Source organism: Variovorax sp. CAN15, from assembly GCF_030462475.1.
Classification (GTDB): Bacteria; Pseudomonadota; Gammaproteobacteria; order Burkholderiales; family Burkholderiaceae_C; genus Variovorax.
Genome location: NZ_JASMRZ010000172.1, coordinates 1 through 2,384, shown reverse-complemented (window position 1 = coordinate 2,384; position 2,384 = coordinate 1). Strand labels below are relative to the sequence as shown.

General features: G+C 63.9%; 5 protein-coding genes. 4 read left to right on the top strand and 1 reads right to left on the bottom strand.

Annotated elements, in window-relative coordinates; translation table 11 throughout:
• The 4 genes from QMO14_RS33130 to QMO14_RS33460 all read left to right on the top strand — a co-directional run.
• A partial coding sequence (locus QMO14_RS33130) for a transposase (protein ID WP_301512369.1) occupies positions 1 to 534 on the top strand: 534 nt, incomplete at its 5' end.
• Complete coding sequence (locus QMO14_RS33125; protein ID WP_301512367.1) at positions 531 to 728, top strand: hypothetical protein; 198 nt, start codon at positions 531 to 533, stop codon at positions 726 to 728. The genes QMO14_RS33130 and QMO14_RS33125, both read left to right, overlap by 4 nt.
• Positions 729 to 825: 97 nt before the next feature.
• Positions 826 to 1,293 carry a DUF192 domain-containing protein gene (locus QMO14_RS33120; RefSeq protein WP_301512364.1) on the top strand — a complete coding sequence of 156 codons (468 nt, stop codon included), beginning with the start codon at positions 826 to 828 and terminating at the stop codon, positions 1,291 to 1,293.
• The gene (locus QMO14_RS33460) at positions 1,250 to 1,975 is read left to right on the top strand and encodes a transposase (protein ID WP_367618194.1); all 726 of its coding nucleotides are present in this window, start codon (positions 1,250 to 1,252) and stop codon (positions 1,973 to 1,975) included. Before QMO14_RS33120 ends, QMO14_RS33460 begins: the two co-directional genes overlap by 44 nt.
• On the opposite strand, the gene QMO14_RS33115 is transcribed toward QMO14_RS33460, so the two are convergent.
• The coding region (locus QMO14_RS33115; protein ID WP_301512363.1) for a superoxide dismutase at positions 1,891 to 2,384 on the bottom strand (494 nt) is incomplete at its 5' end. The two genes, QMO14_RS33460 and QMO14_RS33115, sit on opposite strands and share 85 nt — an antisense overlap.

Here is a 2,384-nt window from a genome sequence, read left to right as displayed (position 1 = left end):
CTCGGGCACGGCGCGGTCGCGCTGGCTCATGCCGACGGTGTCCGCTTCGCGACGCGCCACCTGCATGAAGAGGCGCTTGAGGCCGATACGAGCCGGCTTGCAGCCAAGCCCTGGATGATGGCGCTCAGGCGCCAGACGGTGGAGCCCCTCTTCGCCAGCGTCAAGCACCTGATCCTGGGCAATGCCCGCCTGCGGATGAGGCACCTCACAGGAGCGCAAGCGGAGTTCGCCCTGGCGGTGATGGCCTACAACCTGAAGCGGGTGCTCAACATGAAGGGGCATCCTCGATGTGCTCCAGGCGCTGCGGGGCCGAGGCACGGGGGGGCAATCGCTCGCCCAACGAAAAATGCCCCGCTTTCGCAGGGCATCTGGATCCAAGCGGCCCGCAGACTATTTACGCAGACTTTGAGCCGGGCTTTTTTTCATCTGCAGCGCTCACATCGCTGTCAACCGCACACAGTGGCCTCCGTTGAATGTCTACCTTCCGCAGGGAGGGCAATCCAGATCAACGAATTTCAAAGGATATGTTCATGAACAAGCTGCTCGCAGCCCTGGTCGCCGGTCTCTTCGCCGTCGGCGCTTTCGCTCAACAAGCCGAACCCACGACGGCCGCTCCCGCCCCTGCAGCCAAGGCCGCCAAGCACGCTTCGGCCAAGAAGCACGCGGCCAAGAAGCACAAGGTTCGTCACGTGGCCAAGGCTCACACGGCCGCAGCCAAGAAGGTGTAAGCTTCCGCGCTCACCGGCAATGCCCGCATCAGCGGGCATTTTTATTGGCATTTTTAATCCAGGTCGGGCCTTGGCCCCGCCCCGAAAGAGTCGTCCGATGCCCAAGCGTCTCTCCGCCTTGCTCCCCCTGCTCCTCGCATACGCATCGTTCACGATGCCGGCGCATGCCCAGCAGCAGCCTCAGACCGACCTACCACGCACGCAACTGTCAGTCGGCCTGTACAAGATTGATGCGCAGGTCGCGCAAACCCCGCTTCAACGTGAGATCGGCTTGATGTTCCGCAAGGAAATGCCGCAGGCCGAAGGCATGATCTTCGTGTTCGAGCAATCGGCAACGCAGTGCTTCTGGATGCGCAACACGATCCTGCCGCTGACCGCCGCCTTCGTCGCCGACGATGGCCGCATCGTCAACCTCGCGGACATGCAGCCCATGACGGAGAACACGCATTGTTCCCTGGAGCCGGTGCGTTACGTACTCGAAATGAACCAGGGCTGGTTCGCCAAGAAGAACATCAAGAAGGGTGCAAAGCTTGGCGGCGAACTGTTCGCAGCCAGCAAACGCTGAGCGCCCCGCCCTATGGCCGACAAAACCTGCCGCAGGCGCCTTCGTCTGCGAGGCGGCCGGCGACAGCTTCACCTGCCCGGCTAGCAGCGCCCTGGGGCGCAAGCAGCTCTCGCGCAAGAACAAGACGGTGATCTGCGCCGCACAGCCTGGCGACTGCGTTCAATGCGCACGCAAGCCCGGAGGCACCACGGCCAGACGGCGCTTCGTGACGCGCCACCTGTATGAAGAGGCGCTTGAGGCCAATCCGAGCAGCCTGGCAGCCAACCCCTGGATGATGGCGCTCAGGCGCCAGACGGTGGAGCCCCTCTTCGCCAGCGTCAAGCACCTGATCCTGGGCAATGCCCGCCTGCGGATGAGGCACCTCACAGGAGCGCAAGCGGAGTTCGCCCTGGCGGTGATGGCCTACAACCTGAAGCGGGTGCTCAACATGAAGGGGCATCCTCGATGTGCTCCAGGCGCTGCGGGGCCGAGGCCCGGGGCGCAATCGCTCGCCCAACGAAAATGCCCCGCTTTCGCAGGGCATCTGGATCTAAGCGGCCAGCAGACTATTTACACAGGCTGCACAGGTCGGCTTTTTGTCGTTGAGCGAATCCGGAATCAGCCGAAGTTCTTCGCGGCGAAGTCCCAGTTGACCAGTTTGGCCAGGAAGGTCTCGACGAACTTGGGGCGCAGGTTGCGGTAGTCGATGTAGTAGGCGTGCTCCCAGACGTCCACCGTCAGCAGCGCGGTGTCGGCGGTGGTCAGCGGCGTGCCGGCTGCACCGGTGTTCACGATGTCCACCGAGCCGTCGGCCTTCTTCACCAGCCAGGTCCAGCCCGAGCCGAAGTTGCCCACGGCCGATTTCACGAAGGCTTCCTTGAAGGCGTCGTAGCTGCCCCACTTGGCCTCGATGGCCTTGGCCAGCGCGCCGGTGGGCGTACCGCCGCCTTGCGGCTTCATGCAGTTCCAGAAGAAGGTGTGGTTCCAGATCTGCGCGGCGTTGTTGTAGATGCCGCCGCTGGACTCCACGCTGGCCGGCGCTGCGCAGGGGCTGGTGTTCGCGTTGGCACTGGCCACCCTGTTCGGCCTGGCGCTCGCGCCGGGCTTCGTCG

What these genes read in the sequence shown, in the direction of transcription:
- QMO14_RS33125 (WP_301512367.1), top strand. Translation starts at nt 531, where the DNA reads ATGAACAAGCTGCTCGCAGCCCTGGTCGCCGGTCTCTTCGCCGTCGGC.
- QMO14_RS33120 (WP_301512364.1), top strand. Translation starts at nt 826, where the DNA reads ATGCCCAAGCGTCTCTCCGCCTTGCTCCCCCTGCTCCTCGCATACGCA.